The sequence below is a fragment of the Ruegeria sp. AB8 genome, assembly GCF_056542605.1.
In genome coordinates, this window is sequence record NZ_JBQGAB010000001.1 from 308,087 (window position 1) to 331,637 (window position 23,551).

Below are 23,551 nucleotides of genomic sequence, written 5' to 3' on the forward strand. Positions count from 1 at the left end.
AAGAGCAAGGGCGCATTCCTTGTTAGCGTCATTTCGCCAATTCCGGTCATATATTGTGGTTCAGCAGGAATGAACCACCTCTCTGCACAAAAAACCGCCCCTTCCCTGAAACGGAAAAGGGCGGAACAGAATTACCCGGCCGGTCCTATTGGAACTGCGCTACAGGTTCATGGGCAGCGGCCGCAACCTTAAGCGCTTCGGACAAGCTCAGTGTCTTGCGGAACAGCGCACGGCCCACAATCGCGCCCGAGATGTTAGAGATGTAGGCCAGCCGCGAAATATCGTCTGCCGTACGAACGACACCGCTGGCAATGACCGGGGTCCGCGAGTGCTTGGCCAGACCCGAAATCAATCCCAACTGCGCTTCGACGTCATCCATGTCGCTGTCGATATCAGTGACCAGAATGGCAGCAAAAGGCGTGTCGGCAAAAGCATCGATGAAGGCTTCTGGCGTAAAGGCACTTTGGCTGCGCCAGCCCTCGGTCATAACCTGACCTTGCCAGACATCCACGGCCAGAACGATCTGGTCGGGGTGCAGTTTGGCAAGTTCCTTGACCACGTGGGGATCACGCGCGGCCAGGGTTCCGATCACAACCCGGCCGGCACCTTTGTCGATCCAGTGCTCGACGTGCTCGCGGCTTCGCATACCACCGGCAAGCTGCACCGGCATTTCCGCGCTTCGAATTATTTCTTCAATCAGTTCGGCGTTGGTATTGCGCCCTTCGATTGCGTCGAAGTCCGTAAGCTGCATCCATTCGGCCCCGGCCGCGGACCAGCTGCGTGCGGTTGCAACCGGATCGACATGCCAGACCATGGCTTCATCGAGACGGCCTTTGTCCAGCGAGACACACCGTCCGTTCTGCAATTCCATCGTGGGATAAATCCTCATGAGCATGCTCCTTCGCCCAATCGCTGTAAAATCCAGCATAGCATAGACAGCGCCGAAACGGTTGTTTCAAACAGTTTCGGCAAACCACGCTCTATTTGCGGCATTGCTACAATTACTGTGTTTCAGGCGCGTGCTGGCGGACCATTTCGCCGTAACAGATGGACAGGCGTATCCATATATTCGCATTCACGCATCAGAACGTAGCCCAGCTTCTGCGCCAGACTTTGCGACGCTTCATTTGTGGCATCCACCATGGCGACCAACGGCCCGGGAATGACCCTGTCGAACCAGTCGTGAGCCGCCTGTGCGGCCTCGTATCCCAGTCCTTTTCCCTGCGCTTCGGGGGCCAGGACCCAGCCTGCCTCGGGGAAACGGCCAAAATCCTCGCCCAGACCCCGATCACCATAGAAAAATCCTGCCTGACCGATCATCTGCCGATTCGATTGCTGGATCACCGCCCATTGTCCGAATCCGGCCATCTGCCAGTGTCCGGCATTGCGCAGGAACGCATCCCACGCCTCGCCCCGCGATTTCGGTTTGCCGCCAATATGGCGCACAACACACGGATTTCGCCAGATTTCCGCAAAGCGGTTGAAATCTTCTGGTCGCATCGCACAAAGCGTCAGTCGCGCCGTGTTTATCATCGGGGTGGATCTTATCATGCCCTGCCCGCCTGGAATTTTGCCTCAGTGGAAACAGTGCGAAGCAATAAGACGCCGTGCAAGCGGGAAATCGGTCCGGGCACAAAAAAACGGCGCCTCCGTTGCCCGGAAGCGCCGCTCTATCTCGACACGAAACGCTTAGGACGCTTCGCTGATGAATTTGACGGCGTCGCCAAAGGTCTGGATGGTTTCGGCTGCGTCATCGGGAATTTCGATGCCGAACTCTTCTTCGAAGGCCATAACCAGTTCAACAGTGTCCAGGCTGTCCGCGCCCAGATCGTCGATGAAGGACGCGTTTTCCGCGACTTTGTCTTCTTCGACACCCAGGTGCTCAACAACGATCTTTTTAACGCGATCTGCGACGTCGCTCATGTCTTTTCCTCATTCCGTTTCAGGGCGCATTGCCCGGTTCTGCCCTTGCCCGCTCAGGCTGGCTTTGGTTTGCCCGTTCCGGGCGGTTTGAGACCCGGCTGACCGGGCATGGCGAAGGCCAACCTGAATGACCGGCCCCCACATATCTGCGCCGCCTATAGCACAGACAACGCACAAGGCAAACGGTTTCGCGCCTGCCCTGCGCCGCGCTTACAACATGGCCATACCGCCATTCACATGCAAGGTGGTTCCGGTAACATATCCCGCTTCAGGGCTAGCCAGATACAGAACTGCGGCGGCAATCTCCGAAGGGTCACCCATACGGCCCGCCGGAACCTGCCCCAGAATTCCGCTCTTCTGGTCGTCCGTCAGTTTGTCGGTCATCGCGGTGGTTATAAAGCCCGGAGCCACGGCGTTCGCGGTGATTCCGCGGCTTGCCACTTCGTAGGCCAGCGATTTGGTCACGCCCACCATTCCGGCTTTGGACGCCGCATAGTTCGCCTGCCCCGGATTACCGGTTGCGCCCACCACCGACGAGATATTGATGATACGACCCCAGCGGGCCTTCATCATGCCGCGCAGAACGCCTTTGCACAGTTTGGCGGTCGCGGTCAGGTTCACGTCAATCACGCTCTGCCATTCTTCATCCGACATGCGCATAAAGATGTTGTCGCGCGTGATGCCCGCATTGTTCACCAGAATATCAACGGATCCCATCGCTTCGGCCGCCTGCTTCGGCAGCGCTGCAACCGCTTCGGCGTCGCTCAGGTTGCAGGGCAAAACGTGGGCCCGTTCGCCCAGTTCGTCCGCAAGCGCCTGCAATGGCTCGACCCGTGTACCGGAAAGCCCTACCGACGCGCCCGCCGCATGCAGGGTACGCGCAATTTCGCCCCCGATACCGCCCGAAGCCCCGGTGATCAGCGCATTCTTACCTGTCAAATCAAACATTCGGTTTCCCTCTTGGTTCGTCTGTGTCGACGCGTATGGAGATTACGATTCGGCCTGCACCGCATTCTGCACGTCTTCGGGTGTACCGACAGCTTTGCCGGCAATAGCCCGGTCGATCTTTCGGATCATGCCCGACAGCGCCTTTCCCGCGCCAATTTCCCATGTCTCGGTCACACCCTGCGCCGCCATGTACTGCACGCTTTCACGCCACCGGACCGAACCCGTCACCTGTTCGACCAGCAACTGCCGGATCAGATCCGGGTCCGTCACCGCCTCGGCACGCACATTCGCCACCAACGGAACAGCAGGCGCTTTGATTTCAACGGCAGCCAGGGCCTCGGCCATCACATCGGCGGCAGGCTGCATCAAAGCACAATGGAATGGCGCGCTGACCGGCAGCATGACCGCCCGCTTGGCACCTTTTTCCTTTGCAATAACTGCGGCACGTTCCACAGCCGCCTTTGAGCCCGATACCACAACCTGTGTGGGATCATTGTCGTTCGCCGCCTGGCAGACCTCGCCCTGCACGGCTTCTTCCGCAACCGCGCGAACGGCCTCCAGATCCAGCCCCAGCACGGCGGCCATCGCGCCTTCACCTACCGGCACGGCGCTCTGCATAGCCTGACCGCGTGTGCGCAGCAGGCGGGCAGTATCGGCGACCGACAAAGCCCCTGCAGCAGCAAGCGCCGAATATTCACCCAGCGAATGCCCCGCGACATAGGACGCATTGGTAATCGCAACCCCTTCGGCCTCAAGCGCGCGCATCGCCGCCATCGAGGTCGCCATCAGCGCCGGTTGCGCGTTCTGTGTCAGCGTCAGTGTTTCGATCTCGCCATCCCAGATCAGGCTGCTCAGCTTTTCCCCCAGTGCCTCGTCCACTTCGTCAAATACCGCCTGCGCGGCGGGATAGGCTTCGGCCAGTGCTTTGCCCATACCGATGGTCTGGGCGCCCTGCCCCGGGAAAACGAACGCGAGTGTCATTGCAACCTCATGGATGACGTTAGGTTGCGGCGGGGTGTAAACCGACAATTGGCCCGGCACAAGCATTGCCTGCGCTCTGCATTCCGGCACCATCGCTGTGCGCACGGTCATATTGTGTCCTGTTCACACGGATATAGGTTGTGTCCAGACCTTCACCTTCGGAGCATCCGATCAATGCACTCGAAAAATACCTTCTCTACCTACGGAAGTATTGCCAAGACCTTTCACTGGTTGACGGCATTGCTGATTTTCACGGCATTGCCACTGGGCTTTTTTGCCAACAACCTGGCCCAGGCGATCTATGACCCGTCAATTCCGACAACCGAGGACGACATCGCACAGGCCGCACGGCTGTTTTCGCTGCACAAAACTGTGGGCATCACCGTCTTTTTCGTGGCCTTGGCCCGTATCCTCTGGGCGATGACACAAACCAAACCCGGTTTGCTGAACGCAGAAAACAAGCCCGAAGCATTCGCCGCCGAAACAGTGCATTGGCTATTGTATGGCTCGCTTGTGCTGGTTCCCCTGACCGGCTGGCTGCACCACGCAGCCGCCGAAGGGTTCGCGCCTATCCTGTGGCCCTTTGGCCAGAACCTGCCATTCATTCCCAAGTCGCCCGCTCTGGCTGAACTGACCGCCAGCCTGCATTGGCTGTTCATCCTCGTCTTGGCGGGTTCGCTGGTGCTGCACATCACAGGAGCGCTGAAACACCATGTCGTGGATAAAGACAGCACGCTGCGTCGGATGTTGCCGGGCGCAACGGATGCGCCCAAGCCGCCCGCACAGAAACACTCACTTGTCCCCGCCGCCGCCGCGCTGGTCATCTGGTGCGGTGTGCTGGCGGGTGGCTGGACCACCGGTGTTTTCAACAAACACTCTGCCGCTTCCACTGACACCGCCGAACTTGCAGAGGTTCAGTCGGACTGGCAGGTGCAGGAAGGAAACCTGTCGATCACGATCAAGCAACTTGGCAGCCCTGTAACCGGCAGTTTCTCTGACTGGACCGCCGCGATCACTTTCGACGAGCCGGCAGAACCCGGCCTCGCAGGGTCGGTGGACGTGACCATTGCCATCGGCTCGCTGAGCCTCGGAACCGTAACGGATCAGGCCATGGGCGCGGATTTCTTCGACAGCGGCCAGTTCCCGACCGCCAGCTTCGATGCCGACCTGTTCAAAACCGAATCCGGATACGAGGCGCGTGGCCCCCTGACAATCCGAGACAAGACGCTGGACATCGCTTTGCCCTTCGCTCTGAGTATTCAGGATGATGTCGCAACAATGACCGGAGAAATTACGCTGGACCGGCTGAGTTTCGACATTGGCAAAAACATGCCTGCCGAGGATTCGCTGGCTTTTGCCGTTACCGTTGCAGTAGAGTTGACCGCGTCGCAGGCCAAGTAACATTGACCGACAAAAAAACCGCCGGTGTTTCAGCACCGGCGGTTTTCCATTCAATAGCCAAATCTGACTTATTCAGCCTTTTGCGCTTCGATCGAGATCGAAATTTCCACCTCATCACTGACGAACGGTGCGAATTGACCCAGGTCGAAGTCGCTGCGCAGCAGGGTTGTGGTCGCGTCGAATCCGGCCCACTGTTTTCCAGCCATCGGATGCTCGCCAACCTGATTGAGCGTTGCGTCCAGCACCACGGGCTTGGTGATATCGTTCAGGGTCAGATCACCGGTGATCTTGGCAGTGTTCTCGCCTGTCACTTCAATACCGGTCGAGGTAAAGGTGGCCAAGTCACCCTCGGCCGCAGCAAAGAAATCCTCGGACATAAAATGATCCTCGCGCGGCTTCCAGCCCGTGATCATCTCGACCACCGGCATCGAGACAGACACGCTCGACGCAGCGGGGTCTTCCTGATTGAACATGATCTCGCCTTCAAAACCCGAGAACATCCCGGTTGTGGTCGAAAATCCGAGGTGATTGTAAGTAAAGACGACCTGGCTGTGGCTTGAGTCCAGAACATATTTCTCGGCAGCAGCAAAAGCCGATGTTGCTGATACGGCCAGTGCGGCGGCCAGGAGGATAGGTTTCATAACAAACTCCGCAGAATTGGTGGTGCAACCCAGAATGGTTGCTCACTAACGTAAATGTGCCGCCCAAGGGCGGCACTCAACCTCTATTCTCTCACAAATTCTGTTCTTTTTTGAACAGAACGGGATTTAGGCGAAGATCGTAACGTTTCCGCTGAGTTGCCCCTTGAGCGCCCGGCTTACATCCGCTGATTGCAGCGGCAGCTTCATCAGAAGGCTGCCATCCATGTCGAACAACTCGACCTGATCATCCGCAAAACGTGCACCCCCCAGGGTTTCGTAGCTGCGACGCAGAACCGTTTGCGGGCGGCCATTTTCGTTTTTCTGCAGCACGCGCACTTCGCGGCGGATCGGGTCAAAATATGCGTCCGGCCGGGCATCCATAATCTCGATCGTCAGCAAGCTAACCCCGACCAGCAGGAACATCATCGAAGCCGCCAGTTTGATGGGCCACACTTCGGGTCCTGCAACGGATCCGGACATAAGCCACATGGAAAACGCGGCTACGATCAAAATCAAGCCCAGGGCCCGCGCCAAGATCATTCTCGCTTTCCAGTTCGGTGCGAAGGCCACCATGACAGGCACAGAATGTTCAAATCGCGAACCAGTGGCCGTCTTGTGAATTGCGTTTGTGTTCGTAGCGGTCATTTTCTTTACCCCGTCTCAGGTTGCCGTACTGAATTTGCTCGTTCCGGCTAGTCCCCGGCATACAAAACAACTTTGAGCCGAAAAGCGTCAGGAATTGGGCACGCCAAAGGAATTAGGGCGACTTCACAAAGGCATATGTGGCGGGGCTTGCCCCTCGCGCTCAAACGTGTATACGGGGCCATCCTTCGCAAGAGTTATGAATCGCGCAGCCTCTCGTGGCAGGGTCGCGAAGGACCAGAAAGCCCCGCCTTTGAAATGCGCCTTGATATAAACAGGAGTGCACATGCCACTGTATGAGCATGTAATGATCGCGCGTCAGGACCTGTCCAACGCGCAGGCGGAAAGCCTCGTCGAACATTTCGGCACCGTTCTGGCTGACAACGGCGGCAAGCTGGTTGATAGCGAGTACTGGGGCGTCAAGACGATGGCCTACAAGATCAACAAGAACCGCAAAGGCCACTATGCCTTCCTGAAGACAGACGCTCCTTCGGGCGCCGTTCAGGAAATGGAACGCCTGATGCGTCTGCACGAAGACGTCATGCGCGTTCTGACCATCAAGGTCGACGGCCACGAAGACGGCCCGTCGGTTCAGATGCAAAAGCGTGACGAGCGTGGCGACCGCCGCGAGCGCCGTTGATCAAAGCCTGACGAAAGGACATAAACCATGGCCGCAAAACCATTTTTCCGCCGCCGCAAGGTCTGCCCGTTCTCGGGCGACAACGCGCCCAAGATCGACTACAAGGACACTCGTCTGCTGCAGCGCTACATCTCTGAGCGTGGCAAGATCGTTCCTTCGCGCATCACCGCCGTTTCGGCGAAAAAGCAGCGTGAACTGGCCCGTGCTATCAAGCGCGCGCGCTTCCTCGCCCTGCTGCCCTACGCCGTGAAGTAAGGAGAGACTGACATGCAAGTTATCCTTCTGGAACGCGTTGCGAAACTGGGTCAGATGGGCGACGTCGTTGACGTCAAACCCGGCTACGCCCGCAACTTCCTGCTGCCCCAGGGCAAGGCGCTGAGCGCGTCGAGCGCCAACATCGCGTCGTTCGAAGCCCAGAAAGCGCAGCTTGAGGCACGCAACCTGGAAACCAAGAAAGAAGCTGAAGCACTGGCTGAAAAGCTGGACGGTCAGCAGTTCATCGTGATTCGCTCGGCATCGGATGCCGGCGCTCTCTACGGCTCGGTCACTCCGCGTGACGCCGCAGAGGCCGCAACCGAAGCAGGCTTCACTGTCGATAAGAAACAGGTCGTTCTGATTGCTCCGATCAAGGAACTGGGCCTGCACTCGCTCGCAGTCAAACTGCACCCCGAGGTCGAAGTCGAGATCAAGATGAACGTTGCACGTTCGGAAGAAGAAGCCGAACTGCAAGCCTCCGGCAAATCGATCCAGGAACTGGCTGCTGAAGAAGAAGCTGCCGCTGAATTCGAGATTGCCGAACTGTTCGACGACATCGGTTCTGCCGCTTCGGAAGACGAAGAACTGGCACCGGAAGCTTCGGCTGAAGAAGACGAAGCCAAAGCCTGATCTGACAGGAAATGACGAGAAAGAGGCTGCGTGCCATGCGCGGCCTCTTTTTTATTTCAGCAAGTTTTTGCTGCTCCAAAAAACCCAACCTTGCAGTCAGAATTTCGTTTCATATCATCGGCCCCTCCATTGTCGGAGCTATCTTATGACTTTGTTCCTTCGCCGCAGTGTGCTGGCTATTCTGATTGCAACGCCCATAGCCGCCTGTAGCGGCTCCAACCGGCCCTCAGACGAAGCATTTGATCCACCGCTTTATCCGAACGAGACAGCCGAACTGCGCGAATCGATCAACAAGTGGGCCGATCACTACGAACTGCCGCGCGAACTGGTGCACAAGCTGGCGATCCGGGAAAGCACACATCGGCCCTGGGCAGTCAACCGCCCGTATTACGGATTGCTGCAAATCCTTCCCGCAACGGCACGCTCGATGGGGTATGACGGGAAAGCGCAAGGCTTGCTGGATGCAGACACCAATCTGGAATTCGCCGGAAAGTACCTAAGGGGGGCATGGTTGTTGTCCGACGGGGATCAGCAACGGGCGATTTTTCTGTACGCCAAGGGCTTCTATCCCGAAGCGAAAGCGCGAAAAATGCTAGTCGAAACGGGCCTGCGATCGGAATAAACCCCCTCAAAACACCCCGAACTTCGCGTCAACCGGAGGTTTTCCGGGATATTAAGTGCCGAAAAGGTATGTTTTTCCCCGTTCTGTTGCTTTAAGTACGCAATAAGCATACGCGGCTTGCACAAATGGCTTGCACAACACCCCAAGGTTGACGCAACGTATACACCGTGAAGGACGAAGACGGCATTTCTTTGGGGCTAGGAGTGTCACTGTAAGGGTTGGACCGGTGAAACTGATAGACTTGGCCGCAATCGACCATGAGGAAAAGTCGGCCTCAGACATCATCAATGCCGTCTGCGATGAGCTCGGCTTTGACTACGCTTCCTATGCAACCATGAACCCCATCAAAGGTGATGTGCAGGGTTATGCTAACTACCCTGACGAGTGGAAGATTCACTATGGCAGCCACGGCTATCACCACTTTGACCCCACGATTTATCAGTCAGTACTGAGCATCGCGCCCGTTGACTGGGGGCGGTTTAACCATGACGAGAAATTCCATGCTGTATTCCGGGATGCCAATGATTTCGGGATTACATCGCGCGGGCTGACTGTTCCGATCCGGGGGCCTTACGGCGAATGCGGAATGCTCAGCGTCACAAGGGATTGCTCGGACGCGGAATGGGAAAAGCTGAAGAAGCATGTGATGGGCGATCTTCAGATGGCCGCGGTTCACGCGCATGACACCGTTATGCAATCCGGTCTTTTGGCGAAAGCGTTGTACCTGCCGACCCTTTCGACCCGGGAAAAAGAGATCCTGCAATGGGTCGCCGAGGGCAAATCTCAGCAGGACATTGGCGATATTCTGTCCATTTCACACCGCACGGTAGAAGTGCACATGCGGTCGGGCCGCGAGAAACTCGGCGCGCTCACCACTCCGCAGGCCATCGGACGGGCCATCGGAATGGGCCTAATTGCCCCAGGTTAATCAAAAAAAAGACAAAATTACGGGAAACCCCCAATAGCCTTAAACCGAATCTTGGTTAAATTCTAAGACACGGTAACCAGACTGTAGGGGGATGGAAATGATCATCGTAATTGATGGTATGAACCAGCACAAATTCAAAGATGTATTGGACGACATGTTCAAGCTGCGGGCACGGGTTTTCGGGGATCGCCTTGGCTGGGATGTCAACATCAAGGATGGGCGCGAGCGCGATCACTTTGACGACCTGCATCCTGCACATGTTGTCAGCATCAACGACGAAGGGGACGTCGTTGGGTGCATGCGACTGTTGCAGACGACCGGGCCACACATGCTGGCCGACGTCTTTAGCTCTATCCTGGATGGCGAGGCACCCATACGCAGTGCCCAGGTCTGGGAAGCGACGCGCTTCTGCGTCGACACCAAAAAACTCGGGCGGGGACGCGGAAAGAACTCTGTATCCTACGTCACCAGCGAAGTCATGATCGGCTCGTTCGAATACGCACAGACAGCCGGAGTTCTGGACTCGATCGCAGTGATCGATCCAGTGATGAACCGGGTCCTGCAACGTTCAGGCAACGCGCCCTATGACTATGTCGGCACAGCCAAGCCCATGGGCAAGGTCGTCGCCATGGCCGCACTCATGGATTGCTCGGATGAACGGATTGCAGGAATTCGCAACTATGCAGGGATTGAGCATGATGTCTTCTTGACCGAAGAAGCGGCTCTGGATCTTTATGCCCACGGCAAAACCGAAGCAACGCCACAGCAGCCGGTCGCTAACTTCGATCATCAGCCGCTTTCGCAACTGGAACGGTACTTTGTCGAACAGATGAACGCGGCCACGAGCAAGGCCGAAGTCGAAGATGTTCTGAAACTGATCGAAGAGCTTTCGGACCGATTTACGCCAGAGCAAAAGACCGCTCTGCTACGAACCCCCCGTGCTTTTGCTCATGAGGCCTGACCCCCTCACCTCATAAGTACAAAGCCACCCATGCGGAGCCGTCTAATTTCAGACGGCTCCGCTTTTTTGTGCCCCATGTTGCCCGGGGGATTGGAAGAGGATTACTCCTCTTCCAGTGCCTCAACGGCTTTTTGCAGATCGTCTTTGCTGACTTCCTTGTCGGCAACCTGCGCCAGTTCAACGATATAGTCGATGACCTTGTCTTCGAAGATCGGCGCGCGCAGCTGCTGCTGCATCTGAGCGTTCTGCTGCACGAACTCAAAGAACTGACGTTCCTGCCCCGGGTACTGACGGGCCTGGTTCATGATAGCTTGCGTCATTTCTGCGTCGGTGACTTCAACCTCGGCCTTCTGACCCAGTTCGGCCAGCAGCAGGCCCAGGCGCACGCGGCGTTCCGCCAGTTTGTTGTGCTCGTCAGTGGGCTCAATCTCACCGTGGTCGTGGCCTTCCACCTCCGGGTTCTCTTCGTGCCACAGCTGGTGTGCGATCTGCTTGGCTTCAGCCTCAACCAGCGACGGCGGCAGGTCGAACGAGACTTTCTCGTCCAGCACATCAAGCAGAGCACGCTTCATGACAGCGCGCGAGGCACCGGCGTATTCGGCTTCCAGACGCTCAGCGATCTGGCCCTTCAGAGCGGCCAGGTCTTCGGCACCGAATTTGGTGGCCAGCTCGTCATTGATTTCGGCAGCGACCGGCTCTTTCACCTCTTTCACGGTGCAGGTGAAGACAGCGTCTTTACCGGCCAGATGCTCGGCACCGTATTCCGCAGGGAAAGTCACGTTGACGTCTTTTTCTTCCTCGGCCTTCACACCAACCAGCTGCTCTTCGAAGCCGGGGATGAAGCTGTTGGAACCCAGAACCAGCGGATAGTCTTCGGCGGAACCGCCTTCGAACTCTTCGCCGTCAACCTTGCCGACAAAGTCGATCACAACCTGATCACCATCTTTCGCTTTGGAACCCTTGCGGCGCGCTTTGAAGTCCTGCGCGGTTTCGGCCAGGTTGCTCAGCGCTTCTTCGACAGCCGCGTCGTCTGCTTTGACAATCAGCTTATCCAGTTCGACCGACTTCAGGTCTACTTCGGGGATCGCAGGCAGCGCCTCATAGGACATTGCGACCTCGACGTCGTCGCCTTCTTTCCAGTCCTCATTGGTCATTTTGACCTCGGGCTGCAGCGCAGGACGGTCGCCGCTGTCCTCAAAGTGCTTGTTCATCGCACCGTCGATGCTCTCCTGCATCGCTTCGCCCAACAGGCGCTGGCCGAACTGCTTTTTCAGCAGCGCCATCGGTACCTTGCCTTTGCGGAAACCTTTCATTTCGATTTCCGGCTGCGCTTCGGTCAGCTTCTCGTTAACCTTTTCGTCCAGCTCGGCTGCGGATACGACGATATTGTAGCCGCGTTTCAGACCTTCGTTAAGCGTCTCGGTAACCTGCATTATGGTAGTCCCCATAGGATTCGGGGCGCGCAAAACGGCGCGCCGGGCAAATTTGACGCCTTCTATTTGCCCAGCCGCCCGCGTGCAAGGGGGCAAAGCCCGGATCAGCTTTGTTTTGCCGCTGAATTGAACAAAAAAGCGCCCCGGAACGAACCGGAGCGCTTGCATGTCTCAGAAGCAGGATCAGAACCGCCAGCGCGCGCCCAGAACCCACGCTTCGTTTTTGTCGAAACTGATCGTGTCGTCGAAATCGTGGTTGCGGTACTTCAGATATGCGTCGGTGTTGATGCTGTCGAACCGTTGAACGATGGCAATACCCCAGGACTTGGTGCTTGAACCGCTGTTCTCAAAATCCGACCCGTCGAAATAGTCGATACCAACGCCGGTTTTGCCCCAGGAAACCCAGTCCCCTTCATAAGCCAGCTTGGTGTACCAATAGTCCGGATCGCTTGCACCGGATGAGGTGTCATCGCGCGAACCAAGGGCCGCGGTAAAGCTGAACCCGCTGGGCAGCAGAACCGAGGCTGACCCGATCGTGTCTTTTCGCTCACCAGATGAGTTGTCAAAGTCGCGCACGGCGTAGGCGATGCTGGCGGCAAACTCGACGCCGTTGGAGAACGTATTGCCGTAGGAAACCGCGATGTCATAGTAGTCGTCGTCATCGCTGCTGGACAGGATGTTCTGACCATAGGCAATTGCCGCCGAGAACCCGTTGAAATCCGGCGTGTCATAGCGGATGCGCCCGCGACGTGCCCCGTCAAAGTTGCTTGACGAGTCGCCCACTGTAATCGTGCTCAGTGTGCCTGTGGGATCACGATAGAAGAACGCTCCGTTTTCATCGTTGGTGAACGAATACAAAGCGGTCCCGACATAAGACAGATCAACTTCTGCGGCCCCATCCGATGCCATGCTGCCCTGACCAGCCGAGAACTTTCCGTACCCCCCCTTCAGCGAGAAATCGACGTGGCGAATGTCTTCGCGCGACCATCCGTTGTTGTTGGTGCCGAACTGGTTGGCCGTCCCTGTGCTGGGCAAGCCCAGGCCGGTTTCCAACCAGAACATGAACTCGTTGCTGCCATAGGGCTGCATCAAACGCAGACCGACCCGGCTGTTGGACAGGTCGTTGTCCAGAACACGTGTCTCGGTATCCTGGCCGTCGTCCACCGAAACAAGAGCTGGGTGGAACTGTCCGTATAGATGCACATATCCGCCGCTGTTATTTTCATATTTTAACTCAGCAGCAGCTGGTATCGCGCCTGTTGCCGCCAAAATCGCGGCTATTGATGAGTTTCGGAGAATCTTAGTCATATCTGTCACCATGATGGGGTTCTGGTTTCACGTCCCGCCCATTTGTCCACGAAAATCTGAGGTTCCAATAGCCGGCATTTCAGACAGTAGAAGCATTGCATATTCGCCACATCGAGAGCCCAAGGCAGAGATTTATACTCAATAATTTCAACCGCTTAAATCTGACTTTCAGCAGTCAAAGGTAGTCTGCAAGAAAATTCTGCCAATCAGCCATGCAACTGGCAAACACTTGCTGTGCATTTTCGTCAACGCCGCTGGCAAAATTACGCCGATCAGCCAGCTTTTCGGCGACCCGCCGCGCAGACAATCAAACATTCAACTATTTCAAAACATTTGGCAACTGCTCGGGCAGGTCCTCGGCAATCAGTCCGGGGCCAAATTGCCGCGAACATTCCACATGCAACCACGCAGCAGCTTCGGCGGCCTGCATCGGCCCAAGCCCTCGCGCCATCAATCCGGTGATGAAGCCTGCAAGAACATCTCCGGCCCCTGCCGTGGCCAGCCATGGCGCCGATCGGTCATAAAACGCCGAGCTTATGGAACACCGCCCGTCCGGCGCCGCGATCACAGTATCCGGCCCCTTGAACAGAACCACGCATCCTGCCCGCTCGGCAGCATCACGGGTTGCGTCAACCTTGGAGTATGCCGGGCCTTTGTCGGGAACTTCTTCCAGCTTCTGTGCAATATCCGGAAACAGCCGGGCAAACTCGCCCCCGTGTGGTGTCAGCACGCAGTTCTCATGCAGATGATCGAACAATGCCTTGGGGTCCTCTGCAAACGCCGTCAACGCATCGGCATCCAGCACGGTTGAGCGCCCTGCCGACAGTGCCGCCGGCACCAAGTCACGGGCACGATCCAGCCCCATTCCCGGACCAAGGCATAACGCATTCAGTCGCCCGTCCTTCAGCACCCGGGAAAGCTCGTCAGCCCCTTCAGCCAGTTGCAACATGACAGCGGTGACCTGCGCGGCAACTTCCAACTGCGCGGCCGGGGGCACACCAATTGTCACCAGCCCTGCCCCAATCCGCAACGCGCCCCGCGCGGCCAACCGCGCGGCACCGGTTTTGCCCGGCCCGCCGGAAAGGATCAGGGCATGGCCATAAGAATATTTGTGATCTTTCGGTTCCTTCGAGACCCGAAAACTCTCTTCCAAAACCAGCTTAACAACTCGATTGTTATTTTCTCGTTCAAGGCCGATCGACTTTGTCCGAACCACACCGCAATTGGCGGGGCCTTCGCCGATCATGTGACCAACCTTCATGTCGTGAAAAGTTACGGTAAGATCCGCTTGGATCACGTTTCCCAGCACGCGCCCACTGTCGGCGCACAAGCCGCTGGGAATATCGATTGCAACCACCCGCAGGCCGCGTTCTGAAGACAGGTCCCTTACCCGCTCATTTGCCAGCAAGGAGAAGCCGCCCTGAAACGGTCGCGTCAGCCCGGTTCCGAACAATCCATCAATTACCAGGTCTAGGTCTGAAGGGAAATTGAGATTGTCATCTGCAAGCGTATCGATCTTTCGGACACTGACGTCGGACTTGCCTTGGCACCGCTCAAAGTTTCTTCGTGCGTCAGGCGGGAGTTTTGCGGCGTCGCCGTACAGAAACACCTCAACCTCCCAGCCCCACTCTTTCAACAACCGGGCAACAACAAACCCGTCACCACCATTGTTTCCCGGCCCGCACAGCACCAATGCGCGACCGGACGTTTTTGCCAGCTCGGGCCATTCCTCAAAAATCGCCTCAACAACGCCCTGCCCGGCGCGTTCCATGAGTTCCAGACCGGTAACCTTGCCCGATTCAATCGCAGCCAGTTCAATCGCCCGCATCTGCGCCGCCGTCAGCAAATCCGTCATCTCATCTCCCGCGCGATTCAATTTCGATTACATTTTGTGCAACTCGATGAAAATTTCACCGCTCGCTGAAATTCTACGCACAAGCAACCGGTCCGTTTCGCAATCAGATTGCCCAGCGATCTTAGACGTGATCACTGCCAACCTGACAAGCAGATTAGGAGGCCGGGATGAAGAAGATCGAAGCGATCATCAAACCGTTCAAACTGGACGAAGTGAAAGAGGCGCTACAGGACGTTGGCGTCCAGGGCCTCAGTGTCATCGAAGTTAAAGGGTTCGGTCGTCAGAAGGGCCATACCGAACTCTACCGCGGCGCGGAGTATGTGGTCGACTTTCTGCCGAAGGTAAAAGTCGAGGTGGTGCTGGACGACGATCAAGTCGACGCGGCCATCGAAGCCATCGTGGATGCCGCCAAAACCGACAAGATCGGCGACGGCAAGATCTTTGTCTCGCCCGTCGAACAAGCCATCCGCATCCGTACCGGCGAGACCGGCTCGGAAGCCCTGTAAATCAACCGAATATCCTGACATATTAATCAGAAGGACCAAGGGAATGAGCGCAGAAGCAGTTCTCAAAACTCTCCGCGAAGAAGACGTCGCCTACGTCGACATCCGCTTCACCGACGTGCGGGGCAAGTTGCAGCACGTGACCGTCGATGTGGATCTAGTCGATGAAGACTTCCTGGAAGAAGGCTTTATGTTCGACGGCTCCTCGATTGCTGGCTGGAAGTCGATCGAAAACTCGGACATGAAACTGATCGCCGACACTGAATCGGCCTACATCGATCCGTTCTACGCCGAAAAAACGCTGTGCCTGCACTGCTCGATCGTTGAACCTGACACCGGCGAAGCTTATGGCCGCGACCCGCGCGGCACCGCGCAGAAGGCCGAAGCCTATCTGAAAGCCAGCGGTGTTGGTGACGTGGCCTATATGGGCCCCGAAGCCGAATTCTTCCTGTTCGATGATGTCCGTTATTCAAATACAATGAACAAGGTATCGTTCGAAGTTGATGCAACCGACGCGGCCTGGAACACTGATACCGAATACGAAATGGGCAACATGGGCCACCGTCCGGGCGTCAAGGGCGGTTACTTCCCGGTGAACCCGATCGACGAGGCGCAGGACCTGCGTTCGGAAATGCTGTCGACTATGAAGCGTCTGGGCATGAAGGTCGACAAGCACCATCACGAAGTTGCCTCGTGCCAGCACGAACTGGGTCTGATCTTCAACAGCCTGACCAAACAGGCGGACGAGTTGCAGAAGTACAAATACGTCATTCACAACGTGGCGCACGCCTATGGCAAATCGGCAACTTTCATGCCCAAGCCCATCTATGGCGACAACGGCACCGGCATGCACGTAAACATGTCGATCTGGAAAGAAGGCAAGCCGCTGTTTGCAGGCGACAAATACGCCGACCTGTCAGACGAAGCCCTGTGGTACATCGGCGGTATTCTGAAACACGCCAAGACCCTGAATGCTTTCACCAACCCGTCGACCAACAGCTACAAGCGTCTGATCCCGGGCTTTGAGGCACCTGTTCTGCGCGCCTATTCGGCACGCAACCGTTCGGGCTGCATCCGTATTCCATGGACCGAAAGCCCGAAAGCCAAGCGCGTCGAGGCCCGCTTCCCCGATCCGGCTGCAAACCCCTACCTGGCGTTTGCCGCGCTGCTGATGGCCGGTCTGGACGGCATCAAGAACAAGATCGATCCAGGCGAAGCCATGGACAAGAACCTGTACGATCTGCCTGCCGAAGAGCTGGCCGACATCCCGACCGTTTGTGGCTCGCTGCGCGAAGCTCTGGAATCTCTGGCATCTGATCATGACTTCCTGCTGCAGGGCGACGTGTTTACCAAAGACCAGATCGACGGCTACATCGCGCTGAAGATGGAAGAGGTCGAAACCTACGAGCACACGCCGCATCCGGTTGAATACGGCATGTACTACAGCTGCTGATCAGGAATTTTCGACGAAAATTCTCGCAAAGGGGGCGTCCATCGGGCGCCCCTTTTCTTGTCACCGTACCGGATTTGACGGATTGCGAGCGATCTTTCACACTCGGGCCACAGATCCCAGCGGAGAAACCTCATGCCCGCCAGTGACGCGCCCTTTCTACGGTATTCGCATTTCATTACGTCTGCGGACGAACTGGAACAGATTACCGGTGCGCCCCTGCCGCAGATTGTTGCCAAGGAAATACCGGCATTGGACCAGATGTGCCGCGATTTCATCGGCACATCGCCGTTTTGCCTGATCGCGTCGGCCAATCCCGACGGTCACCTTGATATCTCGCCCCGCGGCGATCCCGCGGGGTTTGTCGAAATCCTGTCTGACACTCTGATCGCTATCCCGGATCGCCCCGGCAACAAGCGGGTGGATACGTTTCATAACATCTTGCAGGACCCACGCGTGAGTGTGATCTTTCTGGTCCCTGGGAAAATGGAAACATTGCGATTGCGCGGCACGGCCCGGCTTTGCGCCGATCCGGGTTTGCTGAGCGGTATGACCATGCACGGCAAGGCACCAAAGCTGGCACTACTGATCCATATCCAGACGATTTTTGCGCATTGCCCAAAGTGCATCGTCCGCTCTCACCTTTGGCAACCCGAAGAATGGCCGGATTCATCTCATCTACCCAATATGAACGCGATGATGGTCAAACACGCCAGAATCGACGCCACGCCGGAACAGTGGTTTGAAAGCCTCAAAGAGGCCGGAGAACTGGACCTTTACTGACCCGTCCCGGGAATTCGTTTGCCATTTTCCGCATGGCGCGTACGCTGCCCCAGAGTTTCAAGTTATTGGATAGGTTTCATGCTTCGACTTGCAACGGCGATATTCTGTGCCTTGTCCCTGCCGTCCCTGGCACTCTCCGCGCCTTGCGGCAACACCGGCAGCGGGTTTGAGGTATGGAAGGCCGATTTCGCCAAACAGGCGCGGCGCGCGGGTGTAAAAAAGAAAGGGCTGCAGGCACTGGCCCAGACGCAATACGCCACGCGAACAATTTCAGCAGATCGTAACCAGAAAAGTTTCAAATACTCGCTGGACAAGTTCATGCAGGTGCGCGGCGCCGACACGATTGTCGCGCAGGGACGCAAGCGAAAGGCCCGCAACCCGCAGTTTTACGCCGCGCTTGAACGGCAATACGGCGTACCTGCCGGTGTTCTGATCGCCATTCACGGCATGGAAACAGGGTTTGGAAACTTCATGGGCGACAGCCAGGTTGTTTCCGCAATAACGACACTGGCCTATGATTGTCGCCGTTCCGAATTCTTCATTCCGCACGCAATCGGGGCATTGAAACTGGTGGATCAGGGCAGCGTCACGATGGCGACAAAAGGGGCAAAACATGGCGAGCTGGGCCACACGCAGTTCCTGCCGGGGAATGCCCTGACCTATGGTGTCGATGCGACGGGTGACGGTCGGGTGGACTTTTACAACATGACCGACGCCCTGGCTTCGACCGCGAATTTTCTTCGCAAGAAAGGGTGGAAACCCGGCCGGGGCTATCAGAAAGGGCAGCCCAATTTTGCGGTTATCCAGCAGTGGAATGCCGCCTCGGTCTATCAGCAATCCATAGCAATCATGGGGCAGCGAATCGAGCAATAGGCGAAACAAGGTTCCAACACAGGCGATCCCAACTTTGGCCACATTGTCGCCACAGATGCCCGAATTTTCCCCTAGTCTCTTGGTTTCCAAAGCGTAATCAATCCCGCGAAAATTGATTTTTTTTGCATTTTCGTCAAATTCTCCCCCAGATCACCCGCTAGTCTGCGGTCTCAGACAGAAAGCGACAAAGGAATGCGCGGTGAGTCGGAAGCACAGTTATCATGGCGGTCTGCAATTTGACGGTGAGACCAAGGGCGCGATCGAACGCTTTGGCAATATCGTCGCGGCGACGCTGGAAGACTATGGTCATCTGATCGAGCGCAAGTCGCTGCTCAGCGGCACCGAGGCCAGCATCGTCTCAAGCCAGTATCTGGTTCGTCTGACACTGGATACGGAATTGAACGGGGTCGACGACCGTTTCGACCGGCTGGACCGCACTGCTGGCCTGAAAACGATACCCAAACCTCCGGTGACACGACCAAAGAACCGTCTGGTCATTTCGGTCTCACCGGTGTCAGCTTTGCTGGATGACAGCGAAATTTCCGAGCTTATGCTGGTTGTGATCCTGTATCGCATGGTCGACATCTGTTCGACCCAGCGCGTGGAGTGGCTTTCGCCCAACGCGGTTTTGACCATCGAACAGTTCATGAGCGCGTTTGATACGCTAATGCCAAGCAAACCCCGGGACAGAAAACAGATATTTCAGTCCGTAACCGGCCCGTTTGCAGGCGTCAGCACCTCGAATACCGCAGATCATTACCAGCCGGAAGCTGCGATACCGAAACCGAACGCAAGGCCGATCCAGTTGTCGGACGATCAATTGCTGAGCATCGCGTTCAGAACAGAGCAGACGGATCAACAGTCTTACGCACCAAATGAAACGACCACCGACGAGGTTGAAAAGCCCAGCGACATCCTGCGTCTGACAAGTTGGGGCCTGACCGGGGCCGTGGCCAGCATGTCGGCACCGATCGCGCTTTCTCTGGCTGCTGTGAACCTGATCCGGGGCGAGGATTTCCGACTCAATACTCAGGTTCTGGCTTTTACGGTCGCGATCGTGACCCTTAATTCCAGTGGCGCATTTGCAGGTGTTGCCGGCGCCCTAGGTCTATGAAGCTTTACTAGAAGACCCTCCTAGGAGGCCCCGCCATCAGGCGGGGTTTTCCATTTCCAGCACCCTGTCAGCCGCCAGAACATAAGTGTGGATCGAGAAAACAACGGCGCGCGTTTGGGGCAGTCTTAGAATGGTCTGACGCTCGCTGCGCAGAAAAGGCGTGTTTCCCGGATCCCGGATTTTCCGCGGCTCGCTGGTACTTCGGGGCTGAAACAGCTCGGCGTCATCGTACCACAGCGCGTTAAAGCGCCAGAGTGGTCGATCCGGCTGAATCCCGTCAAACAGACGCTGAACCCGCCTGGCGACGTTTTCATCATAACTGTTGACGGTATGATGAATATCGATCAGCGGACGCATGAATTTCTCGGACAGTCGCCAACTGGCCGGGAAACACAGGATCGCACCGGTCAGAACATGTTCGCCGCCCTGTTTCTGCAGAATGCAAAAATCTTCCTGAACAAGCCGACACAGAGTATCCAGGGGCCTTGCGCGGTCAATCAGCACTTCCGCCCCGTCAGACCGGATCACATGATCGGATGTTTCAGGGTAAACCTGCCGCAACACCATATCCAGCAATTCCTGCGCAGCCGGTTCTGCACCGGGATCCAGTGCCAGAACATCATCGCGTCGCTCTGCCAACAAATCCTCGCGCCTGCGCATCTGGGCTGCAAACGCTTCGTCGCGGTTCAACCAGTCTTCGGGGTGTGCGGGCTGGATCCCCGGCAGCGGCTTCGCAGCCAGCGGGTTATAGGGAATGTGTTGTTGCAGTATTTCAGTCATGGCCTAGGGCTATCACCGTATTTTGGTATTGTCGGTCCAAAAGCGACTGAACATGGGTCGCAAACTACTAAGACGGCATGGGACGGTACGACCATCTTTACCGGGCCAAAAGGGAGCGAAGCCATGAATCAGCATTACCGGGACACCCGCAAGATCGACCCGACCAAGGGGGCAACGCTGGGTGACGGTACGCCAAACGAAAACGATCGCATAGAAATCGGCCCGACCCAATTGGCGTTTGCAGAATGGGAACAAGCGGGTCTGGTTCTTCCCGATCTGGCCCGGATGCGGGAATATCGGTGGAAACAGCTGACCCAATCTATCGTTGATCGCGGATACGGCGGGTTGCTGATGTTCGATCCGCTGAACATCCGATACGCCACCGATAGCACCAACATGCAGCTGTGGAATACACATAACCCCTTTCGCGCGGTTCTCTTATGCGCCGACGGCTATATGGTGATCTGGGACTACAAGAACTCTCCCTTTCTGTCCAAGTTCAATCCATTGGTGCGTGAACAGCGTTCGGGCGCTGATCTGTTTTATTTCGACCGCGGTGACAAGGTGGACGTGGCCGCCGATGTTTTCTCGAACGAGGTGCGCCTTCTGATCGACGAACACAGCGGCGGCAACAAACGACTGGCAGTGGACAAGATCATGCTGCACGGGCTGCGCGCACTTGAAGCGCAGGGATTCGAGATCATGGAAGGCGAAGAGGTCACCGAAAAGACCCGCGCCATCAAAGGTCCCGACGAAATCCTCGCCATGCGCTGCGCCAATCACGCCTGTGAAACCGCTGTTGGCGAGATGGAAAAGTTCGCCCGCGCCAATGTTGGTGACGGCAAGACCTCGGAAGATGATGTCTGGGCTATCTTGCACGCCGAAAACATCCGGCGCGGCGGCGAATGGATTGAAACGCGCCTGCTTGCCTCGGGCCAGCGAACAAACCCCTGGTTTCAGGAATGTGGCCCCCGGGTAACCCGGAAGAACGAAATCATTGCCTTTGACACGGACCTGATCGGTTCCTACGGGATCTGCATCGACATTTCCCGCACCTGGTGGATCGGCGATGAGAAGCCGCGCGCCGACATGATCTATGCCATGCAGCACGCGCATGAACATATCATGACCAACATGGAAATGCTGAAGCCCGGCGTCACGATCCCCGAACTGACGGCCAATGCTCATAGGCTGGACGAAAAGTTCCAGGCCCAGAAATACGGCTGCCTGATGCATGGCGTGGGCCTGTGCGATGAATGGCCTCTGGTTGCCTATCCGGATCAGGCGGTTGCGGGTGCCTACGACTACCCGCTTGAACCGGGCATGGTTCTGTGTGTCGAGGCAGCGGTCGGAGAAGTCGGCGGCGACTTTTCGATCAAGCTTGAGGATCAGGTTCTGATCACCGAGGACGGATATGAGAACCTGACGAAATATCCCTTTGATCCAGCCCTGATGGGTTTGGCTTAGGTCTCCTTCCAACCAGACCGCGTCACCTGGCATTCTGCGAGAGGTTCTGCCTCTCGTGCCTTCACAGATGCTTTTGGCATAAGAAGAACTCGGGAATTCCTGTCACCTCCGCGTGAGGCACATGTCAGGCGGGTTGAGATAAGGCGTCGCTGTGCCCACTGTGAAGCCAACGACCAAGGAGTTCCTTATGCCGACCGAACGCATTACATTTTCCGGGCACGATGGCAGCCAACTGGCAGCTCGCCTTGACCTGCCCGACGGGCCGGTTTTGGCAACAGCCCTTTTTGCGCACTGCTTTACCTGTTCCAAAGACATCCCTGCCGCGCGGCGCATTTCTGCGCGCCTGGCGGTCATGGGCATTGCCGTGCTGCGTTTTGATTTTACAGGTTTGGGGCATTCTGGAGGCGAGTTTGCAAACACGACTTTTTCGTCAAATGTTGAAGATCTGATCGCGGCGGCGACTTATCTGGAAGGGCGCGACATGGCTCCTGCCCTGCTGATCGGGCATTCGCTGGGCGGCGCCGCTGTTCTGCGGGCACGTGCGGGCATTCCCTCGGTCAAGGCTGTTGTCACTCTTGGCGCACCGGCCGATCCCGGGCACGTGTCCCACCATTTCGAAGCCGCGTTGCCGGAAATCGAACAGGACGGTTCGGCCGAGGTTCTGCTGGGCGGGCGGCCGTTTCGGATCGGTAAGGCCTTTGTGGATGACATTTCAGAATCCGCTTTGACCCCGGCCATCGGTGATTTGAAGGCTGCACTTCTGATCCTGCATGCCCCACGTGACGAAACGGTGAGCATCGACAATGCCGGTGCGATTTTCCAGGCCGCCAAACATCCCAAAAGCTTTGTCACCCTCGATGATGCCGATCACCTAATTACGCGGGCCTCCGATGCCGAATACGCCGCCGATGTAATCTCGGCCTGGGTTGGACGTTACGTACCCTTGTGTCCGCCCGCACCGCCGCCCGGCGCGCCGGAAGGTGTGGTGCGGGTGATCGAGGCCGACCCATCCGGCTTCTTGCAGGATATTCAGGCTGGCCCTCGTCACCACGCGGTCGCGGATGAGCCAGCCTCGTACGGGGGCACGGATCGGGGCATGTCGCCCTATGGTTTCGTGTCATCCGGCCTGGGTGCGTGCACGTCCATGACGATCCGCATGTATGCGCGGCGCAAGAACTGGCCGCTGACCCATGTCAGCGTCGATGTCTGCCATGACAAGGTTCATGCGCAGGATGCCGGGCTTGTCACGGAAGGCAAGGTTGACCTGTTCCGCAGAAAAATCCGGCTGGAAGGCCCGCTGACGCAGGACCAACGCACCCGGCTTATGGAAATCGCCGACAAATGCCCCGTGCACAGAACTTTGGAAGCGTCCGTCCACATTACAACCGAATTGCTGCCGACCTGAACGCCCCG

The 23,551-nt window shown here is 57.0% G+C and carries 25 protein-coding genes; 14 read left to right on the plus strand and 11 right to left on the minus strand.

Annotated features, from left to right (window positions below; all coding sequences use genetic code 11):
• Window positions 1-145 precede the first annotated feature (145 nt).
• The 5 genes from ACR0CG_RS01510 to fabD all read right to left on the minus strand — a co-directional run bounded on the left by ACR0CG_RS01510 (window position 146) and on the right by fabD (window position 3,852).
• Window positions 146-889 (minus strand): 1-(5-phosphoribosyl)-5-[(5-phosphoribosylamino)methylideneamino] imidazole-4-carboxamide isomerase, encoded by a 744-nt coding sequence (locus tag ACR0CG_RS01510; protein ID WP_170610259.1) that lies wholly within the window; start codon window positions 887-889, stop codon window positions 146-148.
• Between the two features lie 122 nt (window positions 890-1,011).
• Window positions 1,012-1,551: a GNAT family N-acetyltransferase gene (locus tag ACR0CG_RS01515; RefSeq protein WP_480522518.1), complete on the minus strand. Its 540-nt coding sequence runs from the start codon at window positions 1,549-1,551 to the stop codon at window positions 1,012-1,014.
• Window positions 1,552-1,689: 138 nt separating this feature from the next.
• A complete protein-coding gene (locus tag ACR0CG_RS01520; protein ID WP_008756330.1) occupies window positions 1,690-1,923 on the minus strand; it encodes an acyl carrier protein in 234 nt (77 codons plus the stop codon).
• Between the two features lie 210 nt (window positions 1,924-2,133).
• A complete protein-coding gene (gene fabG / locus ACR0CG_RS01525; RefSeq protein ID WP_170610255.1) occupies window positions 2,134-2,871 on the minus strand; it encodes a 3-oxoacyl-[acyl-carrier-protein] reductase in 738 nt (245 codons plus the stop codon).
• A 42-nt stretch (window positions 2,872-2,913) separates the two neighbouring features.
• Window positions 2,914-3,852: an ACP S-malonyltransferase gene (gene fabD / locus ACR0CG_RS01530; RefSeq protein WP_480522642.1), complete on the minus strand. Its 939-nt coding sequence runs from the start codon at window positions 3,850-3,852 to the stop codon at window positions 2,914-2,916.
• A 174-nt stretch (window positions 3,853-4,026) separates the two neighbouring features.
• On the opposite strand from fabD, the gene ACR0CG_RS01535 reads away from it, so the two are divergent.
• On the plus strand, window positions 4,027-5,253 hold the full coding sequence (locus tag ACR0CG_RS01535; protein ID WP_480522519.1) for a cytochrome b/b6 domain-containing protein: 1,227 nt from the start codon (window positions 4,027-4,029) through the stop codon (window positions 5,251-5,253).
• 68 nt (window positions 5,254-5,321) lie between these two features.
• Here the strand turns inward: ACR0CG_RS01535 and ACR0CG_RS01540 are convergent, their stop codons facing one another.
• Window positions 5,322-5,894, minus strand: coding sequence for a YceI family protein (locus ACR0CG_RS01540; protein ID WP_480522520.1), 573 nt, complete (start codon window positions 5,892-5,894; stop codon window positions 5,322-5,324).
• Window positions 5,895-6,020: 126 nt separating this feature from the next.
• Window positions 6,021-6,539 (minus strand): hypothetical protein, encoded by a 519-nt coding sequence (locus tag ACR0CG_RS01545; RefSeq protein WP_480522521.1) that lies wholly within the window; start codon window positions 6,537-6,539, stop codon window positions 6,021-6,023.
• 283 nt (window positions 6,540-6,822) lie between these two features.
• Here ACR0CG_RS01545 and rpsF point away from each other — a divergent pair, with 283 nt between their 5' ends.
• The 6 genes from rpsF to ACR0CG_RS01575 all read left to right on the plus strand — a co-directional run bounded on the left by rpsF (window position 6,823) and on the right by ACR0CG_RS01575 (window position 10,572).
• Window positions 6,823-7,176: a 30S ribosomal protein S6 gene (gene rpsF, locus ACR0CG_RS01550; RefSeq protein ID WP_170610248.1), complete on the plus strand. Its 354-nt coding sequence runs from the start codon at window positions 6,823-6,825 to the stop codon at window positions 7,174-7,176.
• Window positions 7,177-7,203: 27 nt separating this feature from the next.
• Window positions 7,204-7,431 carry a 30S ribosomal protein S18 gene (gene rpsR / locus ACR0CG_RS01555; protein ID WP_005982441.1) on the plus strand — a complete coding sequence of 76 codons (228 nt, stop codon included), beginning with the start codon at window positions 7,204-7,206 and terminating at the stop codon, window positions 7,429-7,431.
• A 12-nt stretch (window positions 7,432-7,443) separates the two neighbouring features.
• Complete coding sequence (gene rplI / locus ACR0CG_RS01560) at window positions 7,444-8,061, plus strand: 50S ribosomal protein L9 (protein WP_480522522.1); 618 nt, start codon at window positions 7,444-7,446, stop codon at window positions 8,059-8,061.
• A 145-nt stretch (window positions 8,062-8,206) separates the two neighbouring features.
• Window positions 8,207-8,683, plus strand: coding sequence for a lytic transglycosylase domain-containing protein (locus ACR0CG_RS01565; RefSeq protein WP_170610244.1), 477 nt, complete (start codon window positions 8,207-8,209; stop codon window positions 8,681-8,683).
• Window positions 8,684-8,909: 226 nt separating this feature from the next.
• On the plus strand, window positions 8,910-9,611 hold the full coding sequence (locus ACR0CG_RS01570; RefSeq protein WP_170610242.1) for a helix-turn-helix transcriptional regulator: 702 nt from the start codon (window positions 8,910-8,912) through the stop codon (window positions 9,609-9,611).
• Between the two features lie 97 nt (window positions 9,612-9,708).
• Window positions 9,709-10,572 carry an acyl-homoserine-lactone synthase gene (locus ACR0CG_RS01575; RefSeq protein WP_480522523.1) on the plus strand — a complete coding sequence of 288 codons (864 nt, stop codon included), beginning with the start codon at window positions 9,709-9,711 and terminating at the stop codon, window positions 10,570-10,572.
• Between the two features lie 101 nt (window positions 10,573-10,673).
• On the opposite strand, the gene tig is transcribed toward ACR0CG_RS01575, so the two are convergent.
• The 3 genes from tig to ACR0CG_RS01590 all read right to left on the minus strand — a co-directional run bounded on the left by tig (window position 10,674) and on the right by ACR0CG_RS01590 (window position 15,168).
• Window positions 10,674-12,005: a trigger factor gene (gene tig / locus ACR0CG_RS01580; protein WP_480522525.1), complete on the minus strand. Its 1,332-nt coding sequence runs from the start codon at window positions 12,003-12,005 to the stop codon at window positions 10,674-10,676.
• 183 nt (window positions 12,006-12,188) lie between these two features.
• Complete coding sequence (locus ACR0CG_RS01585) at window positions 12,189-13,313, minus strand: porin (RefSeq protein WP_170676416.1); 1,125 nt, start codon at window positions 13,311-13,313, stop codon at window positions 12,189-12,191.
• A 319-nt stretch (window positions 13,314-13,632) separates the two neighbouring features.
• Window positions 13,633-15,168 carry an NAD(P)H-hydrate dehydratase gene (locus ACR0CG_RS01590; RefSeq protein WP_480522526.1) on the minus strand — a complete coding sequence of 512 codons (1,536 nt, stop codon included), beginning with the start codon at window positions 15,166-15,168 and terminating at the stop codon, window positions 13,633-13,635.
• Between the two features lie 167 nt (window positions 15,169-15,335).
• Here ACR0CG_RS01590 and ACR0CG_RS01595 point away from each other — a divergent pair, with 167 nt between their 5' ends.
• From ACR0CG_RS01595 to ACR0CG_RS01615, 5 genes are all read left to right on the plus strand, one after another.
• Window positions 15,336-15,674 carry a P-II family nitrogen regulator gene (locus tag ACR0CG_RS01595; RefSeq protein WP_480522527.1) on the plus strand — a complete coding sequence of 113 codons (339 nt, stop codon included), beginning with the start codon at window positions 15,336-15,338 and terminating at the stop codon, window positions 15,672-15,674.
• A gap of 43 nt (window positions 15,675-15,717) precedes the next feature.
• Window positions 15,718-17,124: a type I glutamate--ammonia ligase gene (glnA, locus tag ACR0CG_RS01600; RefSeq protein WP_170610233.1), complete on the plus strand. Its 1,407-nt coding sequence runs from the start codon at window positions 15,718-15,720 to the stop codon at window positions 17,122-17,124.
• 132 nt (window positions 17,125-17,256) lie between these two features.
• Window positions 17,257-17,904 carry an MSMEG_1061 family FMN-dependent PPOX-type flavoprotein gene (locus ACR0CG_RS01605; protein WP_480522529.1) on the plus strand — a complete coding sequence of 216 codons (648 nt, stop codon included), beginning with the start codon at window positions 17,257-17,259 and terminating at the stop codon, window positions 17,902-17,904.
• Between the two features lie 78 nt (window positions 17,905-17,982).
• Entirely contained in the window at window positions 17,983-18,777 is a 795-nt protein-coding gene (locus ACR0CG_RS01610) for a lytic murein transglycosylase (protein WP_480522530.1), read from the plus strand.
• Between the two features lie 199 nt (window positions 18,778-18,976).
• Entirely contained in the window at window positions 18,977-19,891 is a 915-nt protein-coding gene (locus ACR0CG_RS01615) for a hypothetical protein (protein ID WP_480522531.1), read from the plus strand.
• A 36-nt stretch (window positions 19,892-19,927) separates the two neighbouring features.
• Here the strand turns inward: ACR0CG_RS01615 and ACR0CG_RS01620 are convergent, their stop codons facing one another.
• A complete protein-coding gene (locus ACR0CG_RS01620; protein ID WP_480522532.1) occupies window positions 19,928-20,671 on the minus strand; it encodes a heme-dependent oxidative N-demethylase family protein in 744 nt (247 codons plus the stop codon).
• Between the two features lie 123 nt (window positions 20,672-20,794).
• Here ACR0CG_RS01620 and dddP point away from each other — a divergent pair, with 123 nt between their 5' ends.
• Together dddP and ACR0CG_RS01630 are read left to right on the plus strand one after the other, a co-directional pair.
• Entirely contained in the window at window positions 20,795-22,138 is a 1,344-nt protein-coding gene (gene dddP, locus ACR0CG_RS01625) for a dimethylsulfonioproprionate lyase DddP (protein ID WP_480522533.1), read from the plus strand.
• A 187-nt stretch (window positions 22,139-22,325) separates the two neighbouring features.
• Window positions 22,326-23,543, plus strand: coding sequence for a bifunctional alpha/beta hydrolase/OsmC family protein (locus tag ACR0CG_RS01630; protein WP_170610221.1), 1,218 nt, complete (start codon window positions 22,326-22,328; stop codon window positions 23,541-23,543).
• The last annotated feature ends 8 nt before the right edge of the window (window positions 23,544-23,551 follow it).